Annotated in this window: 13 protein-coding genes; 9 read left to right on the forward strand and 4 right to left on the reverse strand. The window is 60.1% G+C overall.

From position 1 onward, the window contains the following. Positions 1–19: 19 nt before the first annotated feature. From ACKJSM_RS02035 to ACKJSM_RS02045, 3 genes are all read right to left on the reverse strand, one after another. Complete coding sequence (locus ACKJSM_RS02035) at positions 20–550, reverse strand: Bro-N domain-containing protein (protein ID WP_236178102.1); 531 nt, start codon at positions 548–550, stop codon at positions 20–22. A 348-nt stretch (positions 551–898) separates the two neighbouring features. Next, positions 899–2,149 carry a ribonucleotide-diphosphate reductase subunit beta gene (locus ACKJSM_RS02040; protein WP_007951068.1) on the reverse strand — a complete coding sequence of 417 codons (1,251 nt, stop codon included), beginning with the start codon at positions 2,147–2,149 and terminating at the stop codon, positions 899–901. 554 nt (positions 2,150–2,703) lie between these two features. Beyond that, on the reverse strand, positions 2,704–2,964 hold the full coding sequence (locus ACKJSM_RS02045; protein WP_011335542.1) for a DUF2790 domain-containing protein: 261 nt from the start codon (positions 2,962–2,964) through the stop codon (positions 2,704–2,706). A 404-nt stretch (positions 2,965–3,368) separates the two neighbouring features. Between ACKJSM_RS02045 and acs the strand changes: the two genes are divergently transcribed. The 7 genes from acs to argR all read left to right on the forward strand — a co-directional run bounded on the left by acs (position 3,369) and on the right by argR (position 11,262). Further along, positions 3,369–5,324, forward strand: a complete 1,956-nt coding sequence (acs, locus tag ACKJSM_RS02050) for an acetate--CoA ligase (protein ID WP_007951065.1) — start codon at positions 3,369–3,371, stop codon at positions 5,322–5,324. A 694-nt stretch (positions 5,325–6,018) separates the two neighbouring features. After that, the gene (locus ACKJSM_RS02055; protein WP_192562087.1) at positions 6,019–6,792 is read left to right on the forward strand and encodes an ABC transporter substrate-binding protein; all 774 of its coding nucleotides are present in this window, start codon (positions 6,019–6,021) and stop codon (positions 6,790–6,792) included. 91 nt (positions 6,793–6,883) lie between these two features. Further along, positions 6,884–7,573, forward strand: coding sequence for an ABC transporter permease (locus ACKJSM_RS02060; RefSeq protein ID WP_236177871.1), 690 nt, complete (start codon positions 6,884–6,886; stop codon positions 7,571–7,573). After that, entirely contained in the window at positions 7,570–8,268 is a 699-nt protein-coding gene (locus tag ACKJSM_RS02065; RefSeq protein ID WP_007951062.1) for an ABC transporter permease, read from the forward strand. The genes ACKJSM_RS02060 and ACKJSM_RS02065 overlap by 4 nt, the downstream gene beginning before the upstream one ends. Position 8,269: 1 nt before the next feature. Beyond that, positions 8,270–9,382, forward strand: a complete 1,113-nt coding sequence (locus ACKJSM_RS02070) for a succinylglutamate desuccinylase/aspartoacylase family protein (protein ID WP_410236515.1) — start codon at positions 8,270–8,272, stop codon at positions 9,380–9,382. 23 nt (positions 9,383–9,405) lie between these two features. Next, positions 9,406–10,170: an ABC transporter ATP-binding protein gene (locus ACKJSM_RS02075; protein ID WP_003227281.1), complete on the forward strand. Its 765-nt coding sequence runs from the start codon at positions 9,406–9,408 to the stop codon at positions 10,168–10,170. 111 nt (positions 10,171–10,281) lie between these two features. After that, on the forward strand, positions 10,282–11,262 hold the full coding sequence (gene argR / locus ACKJSM_RS02080; RefSeq protein WP_085709719.1) for a transcriptional regulator ArgR: 981 nt from the start codon (positions 10,282–10,284) through the stop codon (positions 11,260–11,262). A 56-nt stretch (positions 11,263–11,318) separates the two neighbouring features. Here the strand turns inward: argR and ACKJSM_RS02085 are convergent, their stop codons facing one another. Further along, positions 11,319–18,764 (reverse strand): dermonecrotic toxin domain-containing protein, encoded by a 7,446-nt coding sequence (locus tag ACKJSM_RS02085; RefSeq protein WP_410236516.1) that lies wholly within the window; start codon positions 18,762–18,764, stop codon positions 11,319–11,321. 558 nt (positions 18,765–19,322) lie between these two features. Between ACKJSM_RS02085 and ACKJSM_RS02090 the strand changes: the two genes are divergently transcribed. Together ACKJSM_RS02090 and aruF are read left to right on the forward strand one after the other, a co-directional pair. Further along, a complete protein-coding gene (locus tag ACKJSM_RS02090) occupies positions 19,323–20,543 on the forward strand; it encodes an aspartate aminotransferase family protein (protein ID WP_410236517.1) in 1,221 nt (406 codons plus the stop codon). 131 nt (positions 20,544–20,674) lie between these two features. Continuing rightward, on the forward strand, positions 20,675–21,694 hold the full coding sequence (aruF, locus tag ACKJSM_RS02095) for an arginine/ornithine succinyltransferase subunit alpha (protein WP_064598807.1): 1,020 nt from the start codon (positions 20,675–20,677) through the stop codon (positions 21,692–21,694). Positions 21,695–21,722 lie beyond the last annotated feature (28 nt).

Raw genomic sequence — 21,722 nt, forward strand, 5'->3', positions numbered from 1 at the left:
AGTCCTACAACCACCATCACTAACCCATGGAATGCCTTGAAGACTGAAACACCTGCGCAACCTTTCTCCACCAAGGCTTCGCCGGTGTCCGTCGTTGCGTCTGATCGTTCAGCAGATAAGGCATATCCCGCAGCCGAATCCAGCCTTCATCCTGCCAATGCAGCAGACTCAACGACATCTCCGGCCAATCCAACAAGCTCAACATCGGCCGTTCTGAGTGTCCCGCGTGTTCTGCATCACGCAAGGCCGGCACCACCTGCAGAGTTAACCACTCACGCAACAAACGATTCCCTGGAACGTAGTGATACACCAGCAGCGCATACACACCAGACTCGCTGAGCATCAACTGCTTTTCGGGTTGCCGAAAATATTCAATCCACAAAACACGACGTTGATCCTTGTCTAGCTTATTGACCATGCGTTCGCACAGATGGAAACCCATCAAGCGGCCAACATCGCGGGCGCAGAACCACGGTTGGTTTTCGAGCAGAAGGGCGTGTAATGCGAGGTTGTGACGAGTGAAGACGGTTACAGAAAAAGGATCGGGCATATCCATTACCTCTACGTTTAGATTTTTGGAGGGCCTGGCCCCAACGTAGAGTGGACTTAAGAAATCCCAACGAGCGGGGCAGTTCCACCGACGTTATAAGCGTCTGTGTAACTGGCCAAGCTTTCTACGTTGGGTGTTTCTTAGGCACCTGCAATCGAGCTTAGAGGTGCTTGCAGTTGGCTTCAATGCGAAGCGGCTGTAAGTGCTGTAGGAGATTGAGCGCTGTAACGTAGGGACGGAAAAGTACAAACAGCCGCAAATAAAAAAAGCCCCGATCAAATCGGGGCTTTTTGCTTTCTCAATTCGACGACTCAAGCAGCAATCGTCAAATCGTGGCGAGCGAGACTATTAATCCCAGCTCAGAGCACCACCAGTTTGGTATTCGATCACACGAGTCTCAAAGAAATTCTTCTCTTTCTTCAAGTCCATAATCTCGCTCATCCAAGGGAACGGGTTAGTGGTCCCTGGGTACTCTTCCTTCAAACCGATCTGCGACAGACGACGGTTAGCGATGAACTTCAGGTAGTCCTCCATCATCGCCGCGTTCATGCCCAGTACGCCGCGAGGCATGGTGTCGCGGGCGTATTCGATTTCCAGCTGAGTGCCTTGCAGAATCATCTGCGAAGCTTCTTCCTTCATTTCGGCATCCCACAGGTGTGGGTTTTCGATTTTGATCTGGTTGATCACGTCGATGCCGAAGTTCAGGTGCATGGATTCGTCGCGCAGGATGTACTGGAACTGCTCGGCGACGCCGGTCATTTTGTTGCGGCGGCCCATGGAGAGGATCTGGGTGAAGCCGCAGTAGAAGAAGATGCCTTCCAGCACGCAGTAGTAGGCGATCAGGTTGCGCAGCAGCTCTTTGTCGGTTTCGACGGTGCCGGTGTTGAATTCCGGGTCGGAGATGGCGCGGGTGTATTTCAGGCCCCAGGCGGCTTTTTTCGCGACCGACGGGATCTCGTGGTACATGTTGAAGATCTCGCCTTCATCCATGCCCAGCGATTCGATGCAGTACTGGTAGGCGTGGGTGTGGATCGCCTCTTCGAACGCCTGGCGCAGGATGTACTGGCGGCATTCCGGGTTGGTGATCAGGCGGTACACGGCCAGGGCCAGGTTGTTGGCCACCAGGGAGTCGGCGGTGGAGAAGAAGCCGAGGTTGCGCATCACGATGCGGCGCTCGTCGTCGGTCAGGCCTTCCGGGTTTTTCCAGAGGGCGATGTCGGCGGTCATGTTGACTTCTTGCGGCATCCAGTGGTTTGCGCAGCCGTCCAGGTATTTCTGCCAGGCCCAGTCGTACTTGAATGGTACGAGCTGGTTGAGGTCGGCGCGGCAGTTGATCATGCGCTTTTCGTCAACGGCGACACGGGCGGCGGAGCCTTCGAGTTCGGCGAGGCCTTCGGCGACGTCGAGGGAATCCAGTGCAGCCTTGGCGCGGGCCACGGCGGCCGAGTCTTCGGCGGTCACGGCGCGGGCTTCGAGAGCAGCGGCACCGCCGGCGCTGTCGAGGCGGTCCATGTTGGCTTCGCTAGCGTGGCCGGCGTTGGCGCCTTTCACTGCTGCTACTTCACTGTCTTCTTTGTCGAATTCGTCCCAGCTCAGCATGACGTGTCGTCTCCTGCGTGAGGGCCTGTGCCCGTGTGAAAACTGATTGGTTGGTTTTTCACACGGCCGTACAGGCCGCGTTGGATGTCGTTTTTTGCAGCGGTGCTACGCAGGCAATAAACAGAAAATTTTTCGGGTTTCCGAGAGCCTCTGACGGGCGCAGGTCAGCGTTGTCGCTGCTGCGGGGCTTCAGAATGGCGTTGATCCCTGTAAGGGAATATTGCTGACCCGATTAGGGCGGCATTATAGGGAAAAAAACACGGGCGTGGGGGAGGGCGAAACAGCGCAGGGCGGTCGAGCGTGAGGGTGATTTCGATCGGAGCGAGGGTTTACAGGGCTTTCGCCGGGATTGGCCTGAGAGAATTTTTTTTCATTAATTTTTTGGCGTGTGATTGATTGCTCAAAAAACGAGCAAAAAACCGCGTTTTTCACTATATCTTGTGTTTTGCAACCCTTTTGCGCCGCTTCAAACACAACTGAGCCCGACCGAAGCCGGGCTGGAATCGACCCTCGATGTTGCGCCGAGTGATCCGATTCGGTGCAGTCTCAACGCATCAATTGGTGCAGCCGTTGCCCATGATGCTGTAACGCAGGATATGACGCTGACCCTTGGAGTCGTCGTACTCCATTTTTGCCGGAACAACTTCGCAGACATTCGGAACTTCGCTCATGGAAACAACTTTGGCGATGTCCAGGTGAGTGGAGTAAGTGTATTCCTCGATGGCCGGTTGCTGCTGGGCGACATCAGTCGGGACCTCGTCTGCCATGGCGGTTGCGCACAGACTGCTGAGGGCCAGAACCAATAAAGCTTTCATTTGAATTTACCTTCTTGAGGTCGAGTGGGGTCACGCAACCTTTTTGGGGTTGCGTGTGGAACTTCATCATTTGGGTTTGTTGCTTCAGAACGGGATTAACGGCCTTCGTGGGGGCTGTAACCTTGTTAATCGCTTTGCCTTGTCGGCGAGGTGAATTTTAGGGAGACGGGGCAGGGGTAAACAGACCCGGTTTTGATAAACACCTTTGGCAGATTTGGTAACAATCCCCCGAAAACCAAAATTTCCCGGCCCGAGCCAATGCCTGAAAGGCCGTGGCCGGCGGGGTTCGCGGCAATCGCCACATTTTGTAGGGGCTTGTTACTACCATCGTCGAATGGTTCTATACGGGCGCCCCGGCTACAACAGGGTCATACAAAAACAACTATTACACCGAGGTAGGAAAGATGAGTGCGGCTTCCCTGTATCCCGTTCGTCCCGAGGTTCTGGCCAATACGCTGACCGACGAGGCGACCTACAAAGCCATGTACCAACAGTCGGTCGTCAACCCTGACGGCTTCTGGCGCGAACAAGCCAAGCGCCTCGACTGGATCAAGCCTTTCACCACGGTGAAACAGACTTCGTTCGACGATCACCATGTCGACATCAAGTGGTTTGCCGACGGCACCCTGAACGTTTCCTACAACTGCCTCGACCGTCATCTGGCCGAGCGCGGCGATCAGGTCGCCATCATCTGGGAAGGAGACGACCCTTCCGAAAGCCGCAACATCACCTACCGCGAATTGCACGAACAAGTGTGCAAACTCGCCAACGCCCTGCGTGGCCAGGACGTGCACCGCGGCGACGTGGTGACCATTTATATGCCGATGATCCCCGAGGCCGTGGTCGCCATGCTGGCCTGCACCCGGATCGGCGCGATTCACTCGGTGGTGTTCGGCGGTTTCTCGCCGGAAGCCCTGGCCGGTCGCATCATCGACTGCCGCTCGAAAGTGGTGATCACCGCTGACGAAGGCATCCGTGCCGGCAAGAAGATTTCCCTCAAGGCCAACGTCGACGACGCCCTGACCAACCCGGAAACCAGCAGCATCCAGAAAGTCATCGTGTGCAAGCGCACCGGCGGCGACATCAAGTGGAACCAGCATCGCGACATCTGGTACGAAGACCTGATGAAAGTGGCGGGCACGGTCTGCGCGCCGAAAGAGATGGGCGCCGAAGAAGCGCTGTTCATCCTTTATACCTCCGGCTCCACCGGCAAGCCGAAGGGCGTGCAACACACCACTGGCGGCTACCTGTTGTACGCGGCCATGACCCACGAGCGCGTGTTCGACTACCGTCCGGGCGAAATCTACTGGTGCACCGCTGACGTCGGCTGGGTTACCGGTCACAGCTACATCGTCTACGGCCCGCTGGCCAACGGCGCGACCACGCTGCTGTTCGAAGGCGTGCCGAACTACCCGGACATCACCCGGGTGGCGAAGATCGTCGACAAGCACAAGGTCAACATCCTCTACACCGCGCCGACCGCGATCCGCGCGATGATGGCCTCGGGCACCGCCGCCGTTGAAGGCGCAGACGGCAGCAGCCTGCGTCTGCTCGGTTCGGTGGGCGAGCCGATCAACCCGGAAGCCTGGGACTGGTACTACAAGAATGTCGGCAAATCCCGTTGCCCGATCGTCGATACCTGGTGGCAGACCGAAACCGGCGGCAACATGATGAGCCCGCTGCCGGGTGCTCATGCGCTGAAGCCGGGTTCGGCGGCGCGTCCGTTCTTCGGGGTGGTGCCGGCGCTGGTGGACAACCTCGGCAACATCATCGAGGGCGAGGCCGAAGGCAATCTGGTGATTCTCGATTCGTGGCCAGGTCAGGCGCGCACCCTGTACGGCGATCACGACCGTTTCGTCGACACCTACTTCAAGACTTTCCGTGGCATGTATTTCACTGGTGACGGCGCCCGTCGCGATGCCGACGGTTACTACTGGATCACCGGTCGCGTGGACGACGTGCTCAACGTCTCCGGTCACCGTATGGGCACTGCCGAGATCGAAAGTGCGATGGTCGCTCACCCGAAAGTCGCCGAAGCGGCGGTGGTCGGTGTGCCGCACGACATCAAGGGGCAGGGCATTTATGTCTACGTCACCCTGAAGAATGGCGAAGAGCCGAGCGAGCAACTGCGCCTGGAACTGAAGAACTGGGTGCGCAAGGAGATCGGGCCGATCGCTTCGCCGGACGTGATCCAGTGGGCGCCGGGGCTGCCGAAGACCCGGTCGGGCAAGATCATGCGCCGCATCCTGCGCAAGATTGCTACCGCCGAATACGAAGGGTTGGGCGACATCTCCACCCTGGCGGATCCGGGTGTGGTGCAGCATCTGATCGATACGCACAAGACCATGAACGTCGCGTAAGCGGCGGGTCTGAAGGCTGAAAAGCCCCGTCCGGCATTGCGCCGGGCGGGGCTTTTTCATTTCTGGTGTGATCGTTCCCACGCTCCGCCTGGTAACGCCTTCCTGGACGCTCTGCGTCCGCTTGTGGGACGCAGAGCGTCCCGGGCTGCATTCCCGCTCGGAGCGTGGGAGCGATCCGTTACGGGGGATTCTTCGGTCAATAATTATCGAATTGCTCTGTAAGCCCATTCCCACTGTTACCCGTCATCCTTCAGGTAACCGAATGTGTAACCGCCCGCTCCGCAACGGGGCAATGAGAAACGCATCGCCCCGTTTCAGGGCCTTAAAACCCCCAGTGAAAAATAAGACGTAACCCCGCGCTTGCCGGATTAGAAGGGTTTGCGAATAATAGGCCCGCAATTTGCAGCATAGATCGGTTCACTGTCTTTCGCTCTTGCATGAAATTGCAGGGCTGTCAATGTGCTCAAGCGGGTTTCTCGGTGCATCTGTAATTAGTTGTCGCATTGAAGAAATATCGGCTTCGGGCCTGTCGTTAGAATGCCGATCACTCGCTCGCCGTGGCTCGTGTTGAAATCGCTGACGGTTTCAATGGGAAATTTCCCACGGATGCAGCACTGCTTTCCCGATTCACCCATTCGCATATTGGGCTGTTGCTCACTCTGCCGTTTTTGCCCTTTACCGATGGAGTCCCAAGATGAAGAAACTTGTGCTGCTTGGCGCCCTGGCACTGTCCGTGCTGTCCCTGCCGACATTCGCCGATGAAAAGCCTCTGAAAATCGGTATCGAAGCGGCTTACCCTCCATTCGCCTCCAAAGCGCCGGACGGCAGCATCGTCGGTTTCGACTACGACATCGGCAACGCGCTGTGCGAAGAAATGAAGGTCAAGTGCCAGTGGGTCGAGCAAGAGTTCGACGGTCTGATCCCGGCGCTCAAAGTGCGCAAGATCGACGCGATCCTGTCGTCCATGTCGATCACTGAAGATCGCAAGAAGTCGGTGGACTTCACCAACAAGTACTACAACACCCCGGCTCGCCTGGTCATGAAAGAAGGCACCGCTGTCAGCGAAGGCCTGACCGAGCTCAAAGGCAAGAACATCGGCGTGCAGCGTGGTTCGATCCACGAGCGTTTCGCCCGCGAAGTCCTGGCCCCGCTGGGTGCCGAGATCAAGCCGTACGGCTCGCAGAACGAAATCTACCTCGACGTGGCCGCCGGCCGCCTCGACGGCACCGTGGCAGACGCTACGCTGTTGAATGACGGCTTCCTGAAAACCGACGCCGGCAAAGGCTTCGCGTTCGTCGGCCCGGCGTTCACCGACGTCAAATACTTCGGCGACGGCGTAGGTATCGCCGTACGCAAGGGCGACGCCCTGAAAGACAAGATCAACACCGCCATCGCGGCCATCCGCGAGAACGGCAAGTACAAGGCAATCCAGGACAAGTACTTCGACTTCGACATTTACGGCAAGTAAAGACGTCGCTCGACCCGTCCGAAATGGCGCAAGCAACAGGATCTCTGCGGTTTGCGCCATTTTTTCATCCCAACTTTCGAGGACCTGAATCATGTTGAAAGGCTACGGGGCTGTCATCCTCGATGGCGCTTGGCTGACGCTTCAGCTCGCCTTGTCGTCCATGGCCCTGGCCATCGTTCTCGGGCTGATCGGCGTCGCGTTGCGCCTGTCGCCGGTGCGCTGGCTGGCGTGGCTGGGCGATCTGTACGCCACGGTGATCCGCGGGATTCCCGACCTGGTGCTGATCCTGCTGATCTTCTACGGCGGTCAGGACCTGCTCAACCGCGTCGCACCGATGCTCGGCTATGACGACTACATCGACCTGAACCCGCTGGCCGCCGGTATCGGCACCCTCGGTTTCATCTTCGGTGCGTACCTGTCGGAAACCTTCCGCGGCGCGTTCATGGCGATCCCCAAAGGTCAGGCCGAAGCGGGCATGGCGTACGGCATGAGCAGCTTCCAGGTGTTCTTCCGGGTGCTGGTGCCGCAGATGATCCGTCTGGCGATTCCGGGCTTCACCAACAACTGGCTGGTATTGACCAAGGCCACCGCGCTGATTTCCGTGGTCGGTCTGCAAGACATGATGTTCAAGGCCAAGCAGGCGGCCGACGCCACCCGCGAGCCTTTCACCTTCTTCCTCGCAGTGGCGGCGATGTACCTGGTGATCACCAGCGTTTCGTTGCTGGCGCTGCGTCACCTTGAGAAGCGCTACTCGGTAGGCGTAAGGGCGGCTGATCTATGATCTTCGACTACAACGTCATTTGGGAGGCCCTGCCGCTGTACCTCGGCGGTCTGGTCACGACCCTCAAGTTGCTCGCGCTGTCGCTGTTCTTCGGCCTGCTCGCGGCCCTGCCGCTGGGGCTGATGCGTGTATCCAAGAACGCGGTGGTCAACGGCGCCGCGTGGCTTTACACCTACGTGATTCGCGGCACGCCGATGCTGGTGCAACTGTTCCTGATCTACTACGGTCTGGCCCAGTTCGAAGCGGTGCGTGAAAGTTTCTTGTGGCCATGGCTGTCCAGCGCAACGTTCTGCGCCTGCCTGGCGTTCGCGATCAACACCAGCGCCTACACCGCCGAAATCATTGCCGGCAGCCTCAAGGCCACGCCGAACGGCGAGATCGAAGCGGCCAAGGCCATGGGCATGTCGCGCTTCAAGATGTACAAGCGCATCCTGCTGCCATCGGCCCTGCGCCGGGCGCTGCCGCAGTACAGCAACGAAGTGATCATGATGCTGCAGACCACCAGTCTGGCGTCCATCGTGACCCTGATCGACATCACCGGCGCGGCCCGTACCGTCAACGCGCAGTTCTACCTGCCGTTTGAGGCGTACATCACCGCCGGCGTGTTCTACCTGTGCCTGACCTTCATTCTGGTGCGCCTGTTCAAGCTGGCCGAGCGTCGCTGGCTGAGCTACCTGGCCCCGAGGAAGCACTGATATGGAACGCATCGACCACGTTCTGCCGTGGAGCCACCTGGGCAGCGAGCGCCGGATCTCGGTCTTTCGCTTCGGCAGCGGCGAGCGCAAGGCCTACATCCAGGCCAGCCTCCACGCTGACGAACTGCCCGGCATGCGCACCGCCTGGGAACTGAAAAAACGCCTCGGCGAACTTGAAGCCAAGGGCCTGCTCAACGGCGTCATCGAACTGGTGCCGGTGGCCAACCCGCTGGGCCTTGGCCAGTTGCTGCAAGGCAACCATCAGGGCCGTTTCGAGGCCGGCAGCGGCAAGAATTTCAACCGTGATTTTGTCGAGCTCAGCGCCCCCGTGGCCGCTGCGCTGGAAGGGCAGCTCGGTGATGATCCGCACGCCAACATCCGCCTGATCCGTCAGGCGATGGCCGATCACCTGGCTGCATTGCCCGAGGCCAGCAGCCAGTTGCAAGGCATGCAGCGCGTCCTGCTGCAACATGCCGCCACCGCCGATGTGGTGCTGGACCTGCACTGCGACTGCGAAGCCGCGCTGCACATGTACGCTTTGCCGCAACACTGGCCGCAGTGGCGTTCGCTCGCCGCGCACCTGGATGTGAAAGTGGGTCTGCTGGCGGAAGATTCCGGCGGCAGCTCGTTCGACGAGGCCTGTTCGTTGCCGTGGTTGCGCCTGTCGCGCCTGTTCCCGAACGCGCAGATTCCTCTGGCGTGTTTGGCAACCACCGTTGAACTCGGCGGTCAGGCTGACACCACGCCGGCGCAGGCCCAAGCCTGGGCCGAAGGCATTCTGGCGTTCCTCGCCGAGCAGGGCCTGATCCGTGGCGAGTGGCCGAATGCGGCGCACGAGCCGTGTGAAGGCATGCCGTTCGAGGGCACTGAATTGCTCCTGCCGCCGCATCCGGGCGTGGTGAGTTTTCTGCGCAAGCCCGGCGAGTGGGTTGAAGCCGGTGACACGATTTTCGAAGTGATCGATCCGCTGTCGGATCGGGTCAGCACGGTGTGTGCTGGTACGTCCGGGGTGCTGTTTGCCATTGAGCGGCTGCGTTACGCCCAACCCGGTTTCTGGCTGGCCAAAGTGGCGGGGCGCGATGCGCTGCGCGACGGCCCTTTGCTCAACGACTGACTGTTTTTGTGAGAACCGACCGCATGTACAAACTTGAAGTCCAAGACCTGCATAAACGCTATGGCAGTCACGAAGTGCTCAAGGGCGTTTCCCTGAAAGCGGCCGCCGGCGATGTGATCAGCATCATCGGCTCCAGTGGCTCCGGCAAAAGTACTTTCCTGCGCTGCATCAACCTGCTCGAGCAGCCGCACGCGGGCAAGATCCTGCTCAACAACGAAGAGCTGAAACTGGTGGCCAACAAGGACGGCGCGCTGAAGGCCGCTGATCCGAAACAGCTGCAACGCATGCGTTCGCGCCTGTCGATGGTGTTCCAGCACTTCAACCTGTGGTCGCACATGACCGCGCTGGAAAACATCATGGAAGCGCCGGTCCACGTGCTCGGCGTGTCCAAGGCCGAAGCCCGCGAGAAAGCGGAGCACTACCTGAACAAGGTCGGCGTGGCTCATCGCAAAGACGCGTTCCCGGGCCACATGTCCGGTGGCGAGCAGCAGCGTGTGGCAATCGCCCGTGCGCTGGCGATGGAACCGGAAGTGATGCTGTTCGACGAACCGACTTCGGCGCTGGACCCGGAACTGGTCGGCGACGTGCTCAAAGTCATGCAGGCCCTCGCTCAGGAAGGCCGCACCATGGTGGTGGTGACCCACGAAATGGGCTTCGCCCGTGAAGTGTCGAACCAGTTGGTGTTCCTGCACAAAGGCGTCGTCGAAGAAAGCGGCAACCCGCGTGAAGTGCTGGTCAATCCGCAATCGGAACGTTTGCAACAATTCCTCTCGGGCAGCCTCAAGTAATCGCTCCCGTTATGCACCAGATTAGGTCATGCTGCGCAGCGCGCCAGATGGTCTAATTTGGTTGCAGCCGATTTCGGTTTTTCCCTCTGTTTACGTTTCGGATCGCCCGCCATGACTGCCCATCGAATTGGTTTCCTGATTTGGCCCAGCACTAAAGCTCTGACTTTGGCGCTGGCAGAGGAGGCCTTGCGTGTTGCCCAGCGTGTGCATCCGGACGTGGTTTACGAGTTGTCGTTCCTGCAGGCCGAAGCACCGACCGAAGGTGAGTGGCAACTGCCCGGCGAACCCTGGGCCGGCAAGCTCGAAAACTTCCAGAAACTGTTCCTGCTCGCTGACGAGCCACCGACCACGTTGGCGCCGGCACTCAGCAGCGCGCTCAAGCAACTGGTGCGCGCCGGTTGTGTGATCGGCGGTCTGTCGGCGGGGGTGTATCCGCTGGCGCAACTCGGTCTGCTCGACGGTTACCGCGCAGCCGTGCACTGGCGCTGGCAGGACGATTTTGCCGAGCGCTTCCCGAAAGTCATCGCCACCAGCCACCTGTTCGACTGGGATCGCGATCGCCTGACGGCGTGCGGCGGCATGTCGGTGCTCGATCTGTTGCTGGCGGTGCTGGCCCGTGATCACGGTGCGGAACTGGCCGGCGCGGTGTCCGAAGAACTGGTGGTCGAGCGCATCCGCGAAGGCGGCGAGCGTCAGCGCATTCCGTTGCAGAACCGTCTCGGTTCCAGCCATCCGAAGCTCACCCAGGCGGTGCTGCTGATGGAAGCCAATATCGAAGAGCCGCTGACCACTGACGAAATCGCCCAGCATGTGTGCGTGTCCCGTCGCCAGTTGGAGCGGATCTTCAAGCAATACCTCAACCGCGTGCCGAGCCAGTACTACCTGGAACTGCGCCTGAACAAGGCCCGGCAGATGTTGATGCAGACCAGCAAGTCGATCATCCAGATCGGCCTGTCGTGCGGTTTCTCCTCGGGCCCGCATTTCTCCAGCGCCTATCGCAACTTCTTCGGCGCCACGCCGCGGGAGGACCGCAACCAGCGGCGCAGCAGCAGCCCCTTCGAATTGTCATCGGTGCCGCCCGAGCGCGGATAACCCGCAAGACCAACGCCATGGAATCCGATTCCATGGCGTTGTCGTTTCCGCTGCTTTCAATCTTCTATCACGACCCCGGGACGAGTCTCGGGAGCCGGCTGTCCGATGACGTTGTCGACGTTCAGCGTATGACCCGTTTGCTGGTAGTACGCTCGAATACGGTTCATCGCCTCGGGGGAGAAGGGATTGCCGCGCAAGTCGTAGCGGTCGCCGACGTAGGCCGGCACTTCCTGGAGTTCGTCCGGGACTTCGGTGATTTCATTGCCTGAGAGGTCGATTTCCATCCAGTTGTGATTTTCGAGCGCGCCCCTGGGTATTTCGCGGATGCCGGTGGCGCTCAGGTCGAGATCGTTCAGGCTTTGCAAATTGCTCAGGTCGGGAGTCAGCCCTAAAGGATTGTCGTGCAGGTGCAGGAGTTCGAGCGTATGCAGCCCGGCCAGTCCATTCACTTCCTGCGGGGTCAGGGTGATGCGGCAGGCCGGCAGGCTCAGGGTGATCAGCCGGTTCATCCTGAAGATGGCCTCGGGTACGGTGCCCAGGTCATAGCCACGGATGTCGACATGTTCAAGGTTGGGGAATGCTTCCAGGAATCGGCCTAGGCGCGGCCAGTGAGCGCCGGTGTTGACCAGGTAAAGGTCCGACACATGGCTGAACTCGACATGCAATGTCGGCAGTTCACCCCGAATCGAAAGGGTCGAGGTGAATCGATGATCCGCGACGTGCGCGCCTTCCACCGGCGTCTTGCGCCAGCACATCAACAACGCTTGCGCGAAGTCAGTCCTGTCGTGTTCCTCTTGCAGCCCGTTCACCGGATGATCGGGGATGTCGGCTTCCCACGCGGCCAGATTTCCTCGCAGCGTTTCGAGCTCTTCTTCCAGGCGTGTCAACGCCATTCGGCCGTCCGCCAGGGTGCCGTCCAGGCGATAGATGAAAGCACTGGCCTGCTCATCGTTCAGCGCCGGGTACAGTGTCTGGACGCGGGCGATGTCCGCCGGCTCGGCCAGCACACCCAGGTCCTCGGCAGTGCGACGGTAGTAGTCCTTGATGCGTTCGCGAGTGATGGCACTCAGCGGATTGTCTCCGAAGTCATAGCCAGCGCCCACGGAGGCTGGCATTTCGAAGACGGCTGCCGGAATGTCGGTGATGCGATTGTTGTTGAGCACCACGGTTTCGATGTTCGGCAGATTCAACAGGCCCTCGGGCAGTTCGTGGATACCGGTGCTCGCCAGGTCCAGATACTCGAGTGCTGTCATGCCGCGCAAATCGGGCGACTGGCCCAGCGGATTGCGGTAGAGGTCCAGGCTGGTCAGGCGGGTCATTGCAGAGAGGGCCGTCTGGCCGTCGTCGTCCAGTGTCAGGGCGCAATTGCTTAACACCAGCTCTTCAAGCTCAGGCATCCCGGTGATCGCTCGCGGAAGCTGCCCCAAGGCCATGTCGCGCAACTCCAAGGTCTTGAGCCCGCTGAAACACTGGAGAAAGCGGTCGTTGATCCGCAGTTGTGTATTGCCATTGAGTGACAGGCTCAGAACATGGCTGAAATCTGTGCGCAGCGGCGGCAGATCGCCGACAAACGCGATATTCAGGTTCAGCATCTGTGACCTGGTTTCAGGTTGTTCTTCCAGCCGTTCACGCCAGAATGCTTCAAGTTCGCGGCGGAATATCTCGCGATCGGCCTGCTCGGCCAGGCGCAGATCTTCACTCAGCAACTCACCGGTAGCCGGGAAGCGCTCGGGTACATCGGTCACCCAGGACGTGAGATCCGCTTCAAGTTGCTGCCACTGCGTTTCCCAGTTTGCAATCTGCATCCGGCCGTCCTCAATCGTCCCCGGCAACAGATACAGCACACGATTGGCATCCTCGCGATCAAGGGTCGGGAAGAGCGACAGGGTCCGGTCCAGGTCTTCCTGAGGCATCAAGATTCCAAAATTCTGCCGTTTCTGTTGGAAGTAGACCTTGACGCGTTCAAGACAGGCCACGCTCAGCGGATTGCCGGTAAAGCTCAGTTGCGCGGGGTGTGGCGACGGGATGTTGAACACGGCATCGGGCAGTTCGCTGATCAGGTTGTTGTCCAGATTCACGGCAGTCAGTCGTGGGTGATCGAACATGCCGTCCGGCAGGCGGGTGACCCCCGTGTTGACCATTCGCAAATGAACGAGTGCTGTCATGCCCGACAGTGATGGCGCAGCACCCAACGGGTTGCGGCTCAGATTCAGGTACTGCAGTCGCTTGAGGGACGTGAGTCTGGCCTGTGTCTGCGGGGTCAATGTCAGCGCACAGTTTTCGATGATCAGGCGCTGCAGCGACGGCATTCGTTCGCAGGCAGGGGGAAGTTGCGTGAAGGAGAAATCATGCAGTTCCAGATGCCGCAGTCCGGTGAACGAGACGAGGAAGGTGTCCGTGTTGTTCAGTGCATTGTTACCTCTGAACGAGAGGTCGGAAACGTGACTGAAGTCTGCCGACAAGGCAGGCAGGTCACCGATGAGCGCCAGGTCCAGAATAAGCGTGTCGCTTCTTAGCCTGGGTGTATCTGGCGTTCTCGCACGCCAGAATTGCTCCAGTTGCCGGGCGAACGTCGTTCTGTGTGTATGTTCCACGACCATTTGTGCCGGACTCATCTGTTCGCCGGTAATCGGGTGCGAGGTCGGCGTCGCATTGATCCAGTGCGCGAGGTCCGATGAGAGTTGTTCGATCTCCGCCTGCCAGTGCCTGAGTTGAGAGCGGCCATGCTCGATGTCGCCTGGCAAGCCATAGAACACCTCGCTGGCTTCTTCTTCGTCGAGGTCTGGAAACAACGACCTGGTGATGCCAATGTCCGTCGGGTCGGCAAGGACTCCAAAGTCCGGGCCGTGCTCGCGGGAATAGGTCTTGATTCTTTCCCGCGTCTGGTCGGTCAGTGGATTGGCGGAAAAATCGAATCCTTCGCTGACGCGGGCCGGGAGCGAGAAGAAGGCGTCGGGGATTTCTCTTATATGGTTTTCGCTGACGACAGCGGTTTTCAGTTTCGGATGACTCTCCATGCCGCTCGGCACGTCCACGATGCCGGTATTGGACAGGTCAAGGTAAGTCAGTTCGCCCAGTTCACTCAGATCGGGTGCGCTGCCAAGCGGATTGCCCGGCAGCTCCAGCACTTCCAGTCCGGGCATGGCTGCCAGTGCCGCCTGGATTTCGGCGGTGAATCTCAGGTCGCAGTTGTTCAGCGTCAGCGTTGTAAGGGCATTGAGTTGCGCAAGGGTCTGGGGCGCGTCTTCGAGTATGAACGCCTGCAGAATCAGGCTGTTCAGGCGCGGGAAGGCGCGCAAAAAGGCGGCGGTGGCGCTGATCCCCTTGTTGCCGGTCATGGACAGTGTATTGATGTGACTGAAATCGGCCGCGAGTACGGGCATCTCGCCCCTGAATGTCGGTTGGGCCGTGAAGACCTCCGCCCTCATCAGTGAATGTGCCGGCGAACGATGACGCCAGAGTCGTTCCAGCAGCCCGGCGAACACGTCTCGCGCCGAGTGTTCGGCGAGTCGCTCGTCGAAGCTGAACGGCTCGCCCGTAAGCGGGTTGCGGTCGGGAATGTCCCGGACCCAGGCGGCCAGGTCGGCGGTCATTTGCGCAATCTCGGTTTCCCAGCGAGTCAGCTGGATCTGCCCTTGAACGAGTGACCCCGGCAATCGGTAGATCAGTTCACTGGCCTGACGATCATTGAGATCGGTGAACAGAGCCTTGGTCCGGTCGATGTCCGATTGCGCGGCACGCACGCCCATGTCGTTGCCTGTCCGATTGAAGTAGGCCTTTATCCGTTCACGGGTGACGCTGGAGAACGGGTTGCCGGAAAAGTCGTATCCAGCGGTAGTGCCTTGGGAAAAATCGAACAAGATATCCGGAAGCTCGGTAAGCCGGTTGTTGGCAAGCCAGACACTTTTGATTCGTGGGTGAGCCAGCAGGCCGTGGGGCCACTCGGAAATTCCGGTATCGGTCAGGTTGAGGTGATGCAGTGCCGGCAGGGCATTGACGTCCATCGTGATGCCGAGGGGGTTGCCCTGCAGGTCAAGCACGGTCAGTTCATTGAGCGATGACAGCAGCAACTGGTTTTGCGGGGTGAGGCTGACGCCGCAATGGCGCAACCTCAGTTGCCGCAACGAAGTCATGGTGGTGATGGGATGTGGCAGGTCATCCAGGTCGAAGTGATTCAATGCCAGTCGCCGCAGGTGTGGGAAACCTTGCAGGAATCGATCGAGCCCGCCGCTGCTGTCGGAGCCCTTCAGCTCCAGGTTGGTGACATGATCGAAGTTCGTGCTCAAGACCGGGAGCTCGCCCACCAGGGGTTCTGAAAACTGCAATCGGAAACCGCCGGGCTCCGGCGTTTCCCTGCGCCAGCAGCTACGCAAGGCATGGGCGAACTGTTGGCGGTCGCGTCGGATGGCGGTCTTCTGGATCGCTGAAAGGGCCAGGCGTGAGGCCGGATCGATTTGCGGAACATCGATCGTCCAGCGATTGAGGTCGCTGTCCAGTTGCGCGTACTCGAGCTGAAGGCGCGACAGTTCTGCGAGAGCGCCATCAGGGTGGCTTTGAAGGCGGGCCATCATGGCCGGCATATCGTCGTTCGCCATGCCGGGATAGACCTGCCTGATGCGGTTTTCCAGGGTGCGCGGACTTTGCGGATTTTCTCGGGCATAGCCTTGTGTGCCGAGCAGCCGCAGGGTATCGACGACTACCGGCGGTACGGCCCCGTCGGAAATCGCCAGGCGCAGTTCGTCTCGATCCATGGGGTTGTCACGAATGGCTTGCCTGAGTTTCGTGCCTTCTCCGATGTTCAGGTTCAGGGCCTGCCGTTGAGGATCCGGCAATGCCTGCAGCACGCACGTGTAGAAATCGGTGGGGGCGTGCAGTTCCAGTCCTTGATGGTCGAACGGTTGCCAGTGACCATCGGTCTTGCGAACCAGCACCTTGCGCAGGGTGGCTGATTGCGGTCCGGTGCTGTCCAGCAAGGCTCCCTCGGGTGATCCGTTACGGACTTCGAGCCGCACGTCCTTCGTCCATCCCGGCAATTTTTTCAGGCTGTGCAGCGCCAGCATGTCGGTATCCGGGTTGCGTACCGAGTCCAGCTCCAGTCCCTCATAGGCACGGGCCAGGCGCAATTCGTGGGTCGCCTGGACGGCGAGATCCTGCTGGCGCTGCGGCCACTCTCCGGCTTCGATTGCCAGCAGTTCGGCGCCGGTAGCGGTGTGCAGCAGTTCTTCGGTGATCCTGGCAGGCAGGTGCGGTTCGTGCCCGGCAGCCTTTTTCGCCAGCGGCTCTTCGCGGTGCTGAAGCGCCTGATAGCGTGCCTCGAACAATGCCGTACGGCGTGATGTCGCGATCTGCACAATCCGGCTTCTGAGTCGGCTTGTGCGAACGTTCAGGGCAATCATTTGGCCGAACTCTTCCGCCAGCAGTGTGTTGATGTCCTGTTCGTCGAGCGATTGCAGCAAGGTCTTGAGCAGGTCGCCGTCGGCCAGTCGATCCTGATGCAGGTCGACCATCGGCAGTGAGGCATCGGCAGAGGATTGCCAGAGGACTTCTCCTTGCCCGTCAATCAGGCGCAGGCGTCGGGTGCCCGGCAACAGTTTTTGCTCATTGAGCAGCTGCAGTTGCATCAGCGGATCGGCATGAAGGTAATCCTCGGCCTGGTCGCTGGCCATGCGGCTGATGAACACCTGCAACTCCTGATCGATCCGAAAGCGCTGAATCGTGTCGGCCAGTAGCGGCGGTACGCGCTCGCGCTCGACATGCATTCTGCGCAAGGCATCTTCGTGGCAGCCGCTGACCTTGAGGATCCGTTCGCGACGGGCGGGCGAGAATGGCTCGATGCTCGGCCCCAGGCGCTGCAATGCAACCGTTTTATCCCATTCCAGCGGTCGATCGAGTTCGGTATGGAAGGCGCCTTCGCCATTATGAAATGCGACAGGACGGTAAGCGTCCGTCCGGGTCGGGTGCTCGATGTGCAGCTTGTCAGGATGGGGGTGATCGCTGACCGCGTAATGTTTCTGATCGATAGGCATCAGTTTTTTGCCCTGTTGCCTGTGCAATCCCTGCGTGTCCGGCACGGCGCCTTCTGGCGGCGTGATCGGGCTCTCGTAAGGTTTGAGCTCGGGTTTCCAGTACAGGGTCTTGCCGTTGCGCAGCTCGACGGGCCGGAATCGGTCGATAAAGGAGACGACGCTCGGCGGCAATACCTTGGGCAACTCCGCCATGGCGATGCCACCGCCGATACCGAAGGCTCCCAGTTGAACTAGTGATTCGAGGGCGCTGAACAATTGTTCGCCGGCCTCGGTTACCGCACCTTCGGCCCAGTCGACAATGCCTTCGAAGACCTCGTCGAGAAATTGCCAGGCCATGTAAGCCATCATCATTTCGCCCAGGAACGGCACGAAAGGCAGCACGACAAACGAGGCGATCTGGAGGATCGAGGAGGCTATGTCGACGAGCGAATCCCAGAGCGCCCAGCGCGCTTTTCGGTCGGCGTCGGCGGTCGGGACGGCAAGGGTGGCGGCGTCGTTGAGTATTTTGTTCAGTTTGCGCTGGTAGAGGTGTTCCCAGAGATCGCCGGTGATGGGCGACGCAGCCAGTTGCAGCTTGGGCTTTTCGATCGGTGTTTCTCGCCAGGGGGGCAGTTGGCTGCCTGACTGCGGTTCATGCCATTTCACCTGGCTCAGGCGTCGGTTCAGATCGGCAAGGAAATGTCCTCTTTGTTCGTGGGCGACGAATTGGATAAAGAAGCGCTGGTACTGCGGCGAACGCAACTGGCGGGCCAGTTCCTTTTCCATGTCGGCACTCGAGGCGTACTCCTTGATCGGGTGTTCCGGGTCGCCCGGTATGTAGGCCACCACTCCGAGCGCGACCCGTGCCTGTTCCAGATCCGCAGCGAAAACCACGATGCCGGTGAGAGGGGCCGACATCATCGTCAAATCCTGGCAGCGCAAGGCGTGACCGTTGATGCGCATGCCCTGCAGGCCGTCGAGCATTCCGTTGATCAGCCGCAGCCAGTGCTCGCCAACGTCGCCATTGAGTCGTGCCAGTTGCAGGTCTGCTTTCAGGGCGGTTTTCTGACTCTCCTTGAGCCTGTCGGGCAGGATGGTGGCAACGACCGGGTTGGAGATGCCCAGGCAGTCTTCAAGGTAGGCCTTGTAGCCAGCGCCGATATCCAGTTCCCGACAAAGGCTGACGAAGGCCGGAATGCTGATCTTTGCGCGGATCTGCGGCAAGGTGTCGAACCGACCGGTTTCTGACGGTCGGGTGATGAAGCAGGAGTCGCGATCGTAGGCGTCCTCCCGGGCCTCGTCCTTCTGAAAGTTGTGCAATGCCGCGTCCAGCAGGGAAACCGTCCAGCTGCGCACGCCTGTCCTGATGCCGAAAATGGGGGTGGTGGCCGGCAGATAGAGGCGCAGGAAGGTTTCCTTCACATCCAGTTCCAGACCGAATCGTGACTGGAGTGCCGCCTTGAGCAGGGGCTCGGCAAAAGCGCTGACGTCCTGCACCTGTGCAAGCCGCTGATCGACGCTGTTTTGTACCTGCATGTGCCCGGCAATCGCGGCGCGCAATTGATCGTGCTGTGCCCGGGGGGCTTTCCTGATGTTGTCGGTGAAGGGGCGCCGGTTGTTCTTCAATGCCGCGCGCCGGGCGCAAGAGGCCTGGCCCAGCCATTCGGGGATCGCGTCTACCAGCGGCTGATAGTGTGAGGGAGGATTGCCGGCAATGGCAGCCGGTTGCGGTTCGGTCGGTGAGTGCATGGGGGTTGCGCCTTGGCGTCTGGAAATGAGCCAAGCAGATCAAAATGGCGCAAGCGGGGTGCGGTATATAGATATGACATTGCCGTGGCCTGCAATTGATATGTTCTCGGGCCTGCTGCAATTGTCGGCGACGGTTTAAACTGCGCCTTTGCGACGCTATATGTCGCATTGCCGTAAACCCGGGAAAATCCGGGGTTTGCGCTATAAGAAGTTGTCGCTTGGCGGCAAGGCCGGGCACAAAACTGTCCTTACAATCCCCCCATCGCTCGCCAGTTTCAGGCGGGTGGCCCTCATCAGGAGACTCCGATGTCCGTTGAGCACGCTGCGGTACAACGCGCCGATTTCGACCAGGTTATGGTTCCCAACTACGCGCCTGCCGCTTTCATTCCGGTGCGTGGCGCCGGGTCCCGCGTCTGGGATCAGGCCGGCCGCGAGCTGATCGACTTCGCCGGCGGCATCGCCGTCAACGTACTGGGCCATGCGCACCCGGCGCTGGTCGGTGCCTTGACCGAGCAAGCGAACAAGCTGTGGCACGTGTCCAACGTGTTCACCAACGAGCCGGCCCTGCGTCTGGCGCACAAGCTGATCGACGCCACCTTTGCCGAGCGCGTGTTCTTCTGCAACTCCGGCGCCGAAGCCAACGAGGCCGCCTTCAAGCTGGCCCGTCGTGTCGCGTTCGACCGTTTCGGCAGCGAGAAGTACGAAATCATCGCCGCGCTCAACAGCTTCCACGGCCGTACCCTGTTCACCGTGAACGTCGGTGGCCAGTCGAAGTACTCCGACGGTTTCGGCCCGAAAATCACCGGCATCACTCACGTGCCGTACAACGATCTGGCAGCGTTGAAAGCCGCTGTTTCCGACAAGACCTGCGCGGTCGTTCTGGAACCGATCCAGGGCGAAGGCGGCGTGTTGCCGGCCGAGCTGGCTTACCTGCAAGGCGCCCGTGAACTGTGCGACGCGCACAACGCGCTGCTGGTGTTCGACGAAGTGCAGACTGGCATGGGCCGCACCGGCAACCTGTTCGCCTATCAGCATTTCGGCGTGGTTCCGGACATTCTGACCAGCGCCAAGAGCCTGGGCGGCGGTTTCCCGATCGCGGCTATGCTGACCACCGAAGCGCTGGCCAAGCATCTGGTCGTCGGCACTCACGGCACCACCTACGGCGGCAACCCGCTGGCGTGCGCCGTGGCCGAGGCGGTGATCGACGTAATCAACACCCCTGAGGTGCTGAACGGCGTCAACGCCAAGCACGACAAGTTCAAGACCCGTCTGCAGCAGATCGGCGAGAAGTACGGCCTGTTCACCCAGGTGCGCGGTCTTGGTCTGCTCATCGGTTGCGTGCTGAGCGACGCCTGGAAAGGCAAGGCCAAGGACATCTTCAACGCCGCTGAACAAGAAGGCCTGATGATTCTGCAGGCCGGCCCGGACGTGATCCGTTTCGCTCCGAGCCTGGTGGTTGAAGACGCGGATATCGACGCCGGTCTGGATCGCTTCGAACGTGCTGCGGCGAAACTGACGCAAGCCTGATTCATGCAAGACCGCCCGGCGCCTGTCGTCACCGACAGGCGCCGGGACCCTTTTCCTGTGCCGGGCCTGCCCGGCATTTTTTTCCCGAGTCGGCGCTTTCGCCGACCTGAAGTAGAGAAAGGAGTGACACCATGCTGGTGATGCGCCCCGCGCAAATGGCTGATCTGGGCGAGGTACAGCGTCTGGCTGCGGACAGCCCGATTGGTGTCACTTCCTTGCCGGATGACGTTGAACGCCTGAGCGACAAGATCGCTGCGAGCGAAGCCTCGTTTGCCGCCGAAGTGAGCTTCAACGGTGAAGAGAGTTACTTCTTCGTCCTCGAAGACACCGCCACCGGCAAGCTGGTGGGCTGTTCGGCGATCGTCGCTTCGGCCGGTTATTCCGAGCCGTTCTACAGCTTTCGCAACGAGACCTTCGTGCATGCCTCCCGCGAGCTGAAGATCCACAACAAGATCCACGTGCTCTCGCAATGCCACGACCTGACCGGCAACAGCTTGCTGACCAGTTTTTACGTGCAGCGCGAGCTGGTGGGTTCGCCTTGGGCCGAACTCAACTCCCGTGGCCGTCTGCTGTTCGTCGCCAGCCACCCGGAGCGGTTCGCCGATTCGGTGGTGACCGAGATCGTCGGTTACAGCGATGAGAACGGCGACTCGCCGTTCTGGGATGCCATCGGTCGCAACTTCTTCGACCTGAACTACGCCGAGGCCGAGCGTCTGTGTGGCCTGAAAAGCCGGACGTTCCTCGCCGAGTTGATGCCGCATTACCCGATCTACGTGCCGTTGCTGCCGGACTCCGCCCAGGAAGCAATGGGCCAGGTGCACCCGCGTGCGCAGATCACCTTCGACATCCTGATGCGCGAAGGCTTCGAGACCGATCACTACATCGACATCTTCGACGGTGGCCCGACCCTGCATGCGCGTGTTTCGGGGATCCGTTCGATCGCCCAGAGCCGCGTGGTGCCGGTGAAGCTCGGCGAGCCGGTCAAAGGTGCCGGTCGCCAGTATCTGGTGGCCAATGCCCAGTTGCAGGATTACCGCGCGGTGTTGCTTGAGCTGGATTACGCGCCGGGCAAACCGGTGACCCTGGATCTGGAAGCGGCCGAAGCCCTGGGCGTCGGTGAAGGTGCCAGCGTACGCCTGGTGGCGGTTTAACGCCTTAGCGAGTTTTACGGGTGGCCAC

The sequence above is a fragment of the Pseudomonas sp. PHC1 genome (assembly GCF_046487845.1).
Lineage (GTDB): Bacteria > Pseudomonadota > Gammaproteobacteria > Pseudomonadales > Pseudomonadaceae > Aquipseudomonas > Aquipseudomonas sputi.

Bases quoted from the DNA above. Each gene is read 5' to 3' on its own strand.
- ACKJSM_RS02055 (WP_192562087.1), top strand. From the start codon at position 6,019: ATGAAGAAACTTGTGCTGCTTGGCGCCCTGGCACTGTCCGTGCTGTCC.
- aruF (WP_064598807.1), top strand. From the start codon at position 20,675: ATGCTGGTGATGCGCCCCGCGCAAATGGCTGATCTGGGCGAGGTACAG.
- ACKJSM_RS02045 (WP_011335542.1), bottom strand. From the start codon at position 2,964: ATGAAAGCTTTATTGGTTCTGGCCCTCAGCAGTCTGTGCGCAACCGCC.
- ACKJSM_RS02035 (WP_236178102.1), bottom strand. From the start codon at position 550: ATGCCCGATCCTTTTTCTGTAACCGTCTTCACTCGTCACAACCTCGCA.
- acs (WP_007951065.1), top strand. From the start codon at position 3,369: ATGAGTGCGGCTTCCCTGTATCCCGTTCGTCCCGAGGTTCTGGCCAAT.
- ACKJSM_RS02070 (WP_410236515.1), top strand. From the start codon at position 8,270: ATGGAACGCATCGACCACGTTCTGCCGTGGAGCCACCTGGGCAGCGAG.
- ACKJSM_RS02040 (WP_007951068.1), bottom strand. From the start codon at position 2,149: ATGCTGAGCTGGGACGAATTCGACAAAGAAGACAGTGAAGTAGCAGCA.
- ACKJSM_RS02065 (WP_007951062.1), top strand. From the start codon at position 7,570: ATGATCTTCGACTACAACGTCATTTGGGAGGCCCTGCCGCTGTACCTC.
- ACKJSM_RS02060 (WP_236177871.1), top strand. From the start codon at position 6,884: ATGTTGAAAGGCTACGGGGCTGTCATCCTCGATGGCGCTTGGCTGACG.
- argR (WP_085709719.1), top strand. From the start codon at position 10,282: ATGACTGCCCATCGAATTGGTTTCCTGATTTGGCCCAGCACTAAAGCT.
- ACKJSM_RS02075 (WP_003227281.1), top strand. From the start codon at position 9,406: ATGTACAAACTTGAAGTCCAAGACCTGCATAAACGCTATGGCAGTCAC.
- ACKJSM_RS02090 (WP_410236517.1), top strand. From the start codon at position 19,323: ATGTCCGTTGAGCACGCTGCGGTACAACGCGCCGATTTCGACCAGGTT.